This window comes from Phormidium sp. FACHB-1136, from assembly GCF_014697375.1.
GTDB lineage: Bacteria > Cyanobacteriota > Cyanobacteriia > Phormidesmidales > Phormidesmidaceae > Nodosilinea.
Window position 1 is genome coordinate 1 of the sequence record NZ_JACJRS010000185.1, and the last position, 4964, is coordinate 4964.

Below are 4964 nucleotides of genomic sequence, written 5' to 3' on the forward strand. Positions count from 1 at the left end.
CGACCCCAGCGGCCCCGCGACGAGTTAACGCTGTGGGCGGGTCGGCCTCCTCAGTTTTGGTGGTCAGGCCGTTGGCGTAAGCTGGGGGCTCAGATTCAGACCGTTATGGGGTCGCCTCCAGCCCTGTGGTTGCCGGATGCTCAGCGGAGTTTTCTGGTGCTGGGTAGTCCGGGTTCGGGAAAGACGGCCAGTGCCATCGACCCGATGATTGAGTCTGCCCTGGCCCAGGGCATTCCCGTCTTGCTCTACGACAAGAAGGGGGATCAGATGCGGCTCCACGCCCCCCTGGCCGCCCGCTACGGCTATGACGTGCATGTACTGGCTCCAGGCCAGCCGTACAGCGGCATTTTCAACCCGGTCGAGTTTTTGACCGATTCGACGGATGCAGTGATGGCGGGGGAATTGGGGGCGGTCATTGTCTGCAATGCTCAATCGGCCCAGGGCGGTGGCCGCAGTGATGAGTTCTTCAGCAAAGCGGGTGAGCAGTTGGGCAAAGCGCTGATTCAGTTGGCCCGCTCCACGCCCTACCCGGACATGGGCATGGTCTATGCCCTCTTGCAACTGCCGGAGTTTGTTCATCGGATTGACCATGCGGTTCAGCAGGGTCAGATTGACCCTTGGGTGGCGGCGAGCTTCAATCAGCTCCTGGCCTCGAAAGACGCGGAGAAGACGGTGTCCAGCATCATGACGACGACAGCGGCCACCTTCAGCAGCTTTATCCAAAAAGACCTGCTGCCCAACTTTATGGGCCAGTCCACGATTCCGGCTCGGATTGAGGGCAAGCAGATGATCATCTTCAAGCTCGATGATGAGCGCCGTAGTATTGTTGGGCCGTTGCTGGCCGCTGCGATTCACTTGTGCGTGGTAAAAAACTTGGCCACCCCTCGCCAAGACCCCATCTTCATTGCCCTCGACGAGTTGCCCTCGATCCGCCTCGACCGACTGCCCAACTGGATTAACGAGTATCGCTCCAATGGTGGTGCGTTCGTGTTGGGCATTCAGTCCCTCAACCAGCTCTACGACACCTATGGCGATAAGCGGGGTCAGGCGATTGCGTCAGCTTGTGCCACCCACATGTTGTTTTATCCCGGCGATACCCAGACCGCTGAGAGCTACAGCAAACGCTTTGGTGAGAAAGACTTCATCCACACCCAAAAATCGACAGGCCGCACGATGGCGGGCCGGATGAGCCGCAACATCAACTACAGCGAAAGCCTTCAGAAGATGCCGTTGTTCACCCCCGACGAGATCCTACGATTTCGGACGGGGGAGTGCGTCCTCGCCAGTCCGGGCTACGGCTCTGGTCAAGAGACCAATGTGCCCTACAAGCTGCGGGTGCCGATGCCCAAGAGCGAGTTTAAGCGGATTAAACAGAACATGGCGCTGTGGGAGGAGTACCTGTGCCCGTACTTAGTTCGCCATGCGGTCAAGGTCAGTGAAGACCAGGTGTATGCCGCACTTCAGGAACGGATCGTCTTTGCCAATCAGTTGCTGCCGCCCCCGCCACTCCCGGAACCGGAAGACTGATGCGGCAGATGGCAAAGTTCCCACTGTCTCTCAACGTTTAGATATGCCCTGCTAGGTAGTGGTTGCTCCATCAGTCAACCCTGCCACGGGGTTTACTGCTCTGTCCCTTCTACGCCTATTCCAGGACACAGAGCACGCTGGGCCTCGGTGGCGCTAGGGCTGTGGGTGAGGTAATCGGCTAGCCAGTCGCAACCTCGCTGTAAAAGCTCGTCTAACGAAGCTGGAGAAAAGGGAACAATGTGAACTTGGTTGTGTTGGCCGATCAAAATCACCTGCTGACCATCGGGGCTAAATTGGGCAAAGCCACCGCCACCTTTCACATCTCGGAATTCAGCAATTTGTTGTCCTCCTAAATTCCAAATTCGAGCGGTTTTATCTAGGGAAGCTGTGACTAAATACTCACCATTGGGGTGAAAGCTAATGCTTCTGACGCCTTTTTGGTGGCCGCGCAGTTGGTATAGTTCTTCTCCTTCTAAATTCCACAATCGCACCAGTCCGTCGGCCTCTGCGGTTGCCAACGTTTGACCATTTTGGCTAAAGGCCACAGCCATGACCGGATTAGCCGATCCCCGCAGTATTTTTATGAGTTCACCGTTGATTGTCCACAGGCGAGCAGTGCCATCGTTGCTGCCTGTCAAAATATGCTGTCCATCAGGGCTAAAGCGACCCGACCAAATGGCATCTTGATGGCCTTTGAGTTCAGTCAGCAATTGGCCTTGTAAATTCCATAGTCCAACCGTGGGTGCCCCAACAGCCGAGTCTACAGAAGTGGTTAGCAAGGTTTGTCCATCAGGGCTAAAAACTACTTCTACAATTGATCCACTTCCCATGAAGTTTAAGATTTCTTCTCCATCAAGGTTCCAGAGGTGAACACGGCCCCTAGTTGTGGTGCTAGCCAGGATCTGGCCATCTGGGCTGAAGGCAATACCCATGACTCTAGCCCCAGGATCCTGGTGATCCATCTGAGCTAGACGTTCGCCTGTTAGTGACCAAAGGATGGCGCTGTTATCATCCCAGTCACCAGTCGCTAAGTATTGCCCATCTGGAGAGAGTTCCGCATCATAGAAATCAGACATTTCTAGGGAACTATCCTGCATCCAAGTTAGTGGCCAAAATCGCAGGGTACCGTCTCGACCTGCGGTGAGAATCAAATCGTGGCGATGGCCAAAGGCAATTTGAGTTACAGAGTTACTATGTCCCTGAAAGGTACCTAAAAGCTGTCCATCTAAGCTCCAAAGGCGGCTTATGCCATCACTTGAAGATGCCGTTATGTATCGTCCATCGGGGCTGAATGCCACGCTGAGTCCGAACCCATCTCCTTCCAGGGTTGCTACTAATTCCCCTGTCGTTAGGCTCCATAACTTGACAGCAGCCTCATCTCCAACGGTGGCTATCAGAGTACTATCAGGACTAACTGCAAGGTCATACACAGCCGTAGGATGGGCTGAAATATCTGGCGGGGTTGAATCACGAGTTAAGGGCCAAAAGTGTACTTTCCCATCTCGGCATCCTACTGCGACCCAGGTTTCTTTAGGCGAAATTTGAAGGGACAAAATCGAGATGGGTTGCTCGGTGAGAAAAGTATTAGGCTGTAACGTAATATCGAATTTGGTGTTTTGACGAGCTACTTGCAAGGCAATTGTCTCTGCAGAGAGAAGAGTTGTTGATTGAGTCCGATTCTCTACACTAATGGGGATATTGTTGATTTTAAGAATAAAGTCGCCCGATTTTAGACCTTGCTCTTGAGCTGGAGAATTCTTGAGTACATAGATGATTTCTATAGCATTTTCTATGGCATTCCAGTCATATCGAATTCCGAGGCCAGTAGAGTTTTTGGGAAGATAGGGAGTAATCTGAACTGTATTCCGGGGCTCTCCAACCTGATCCCAAAATGTTAAAGCTCCCTCTGTACTTGCACTTACCCAAGAACCGGATGGAAGTATGGCCACCTGGGAAACTTGGTCTGGAGGAATTCCCGTTTCCATAATGGTTTGCCAAGTGTTTACATCCCATAGCTTCAACTGATTTTTTCCACCACCGACTAACAGGTAGTGTCCATCGCGGCTGAAGAATGGTTGAACATATCGCGGAATTTCTAGCGTGGTTTCAAACTGTAGTTTTCCAGCGAAGTCCCATACTCGTACATGGCCAAATTCATCGGCAGTAGCGACTAATTCATGCACAGGATTTACATCCATGGCCCAAATAGAACTATCGTGGGCCTTGATTTGGTTTTTCTCCTGAATATTGTCCAGAATCGTGCGAAGGGTGACGAGGGGTTGGGTGGTGGGGTACTCCCCCAAGGGCCGATTGCCGACCAGGTCTTCCAGTTCTCGGCCTTGTTCCATTGCGATCAGTAGGGCATCGAGGGGTGTGCTGGCAAATTTCTCCAGGGCATAGGTGCTGTCTTGTTGGATTCGGGTGGCGATTTTGGCTTCTCGTAACCCTCGAAACGCTTGCACCGTTAGCACGCCAATCACACTAGCAAGGGCCAGGGTGCCTGCTAGAACCCCAGAACCGAGACGCACCATCCGCTTCGCCTTTTCTCCGGCGGCGGTGAGTCGCTGGTTGGCCGTTTCAACCTCGCGGCTTTTGTGGATGTAGATGTTGTGTTGCTCGGTGGGGGACGGGTCGTGGCCCGTTTGGAGGCTTTGATCTAGCCAGCGTTCAGCTTCAGATAAATCTTCTCCACGCAGAAGTAGGTCATCTCGCCGTTGTTTGCGTTCCCAGTCCAATGCCTTTACCAGTAGGCGGGTGTGAGCTTTAACGTAGGCCAGATCGGTATTCAGGGCCATGACTAGGGCGGCAAAGGCGACGTCGAAATCGTCGGTTTCGCGGAAAAAGAGCCAGTTATGTTTGCCCAGAGCAGGATGCAGGGTGGCCGCATCGAACCCATCGCGCCGAACGATGGGCACCAGGCGCTTTTGGTGACTTACGGCATGGTCGATCTCTTGACCGCAGATCTGGGACACAATGGAGTCGGGGCTGATTACGAAGAGAAAGGTATCAGCGGCTTCGATGCCCGCTTCGATTTCGGCCCACCAGTCGGCGGTAAGGGGAATGTCTTCCCAATCAATCCATGCCTCGTAGTAGCTGGCGGCGAGGGCTTGGTGCAGGACTTGAACGAAGGGTTTGTCCTTGCGGGAATAGGAGATGAAAACATCCGACATAGGCGCAATGGAATGCTGTTTTCATTGTCCCACTGGCCTTTTGGGATAGTTAGTAATATTACTAGACTGTAGTGATGTCCTATGTCCTACCTAATCTACAGGTAGAATATAGGAATCTTAACTAGGATGGGTTAGATGTAGCCGCAACGTATCAATGCCTTAGCCAGCATGGGTTAGGGCAGCGTAGCCCGTCCTATTTTTTGGAAGGGACGATTGGCAGAAGCCTCTGAATTCTTCAGCAATCGCGTCCAAGTCGCTGTCAGGAAT

At 53.0% G+C, this 4964-nt stretch carries 3 protein-coding genes; 2 read left to right on the forward strand and 1 reads right to left on the reverse strand.

The annotated features are described in order from the left end of the window. A partial coding sequence (locus H6G62_RS25985) for a type IV secretion system DNA-binding domain-containing protein (RefSeq protein ID WP_190500595.1) occupies positions 1-1527 on the forward strand: 1527 nt, incomplete at its 5' end. A gap of 92 nt (positions 1528-1619) precedes the next feature. On the opposite strand, the gene H6G62_RS25990 is transcribed toward H6G62_RS25985, so the two are convergent. Beyond that, on the reverse strand, positions 1620-4322 hold the full coding sequence (locus H6G62_RS25990; protein WP_242052282.1) for a PDZ domain-containing protein: 2703 nt from the start codon (positions 4320-4322) through the stop codon (positions 1620-1622). A 57-nt stretch (positions 4323-4379) separates the two neighbouring features. On the opposite strand from H6G62_RS25990, the gene H6G62_RS28160 reads away from it, so the two are divergent. Beyond that, entirely contained in the window at positions 4380-4769 is a 390-nt protein-coding gene (locus tag H6G62_RS28160; RefSeq protein ID WP_242052283.1) for a hypothetical protein, read from the forward strand. Positions 4770-4964 lie beyond the last annotated feature (195 nt).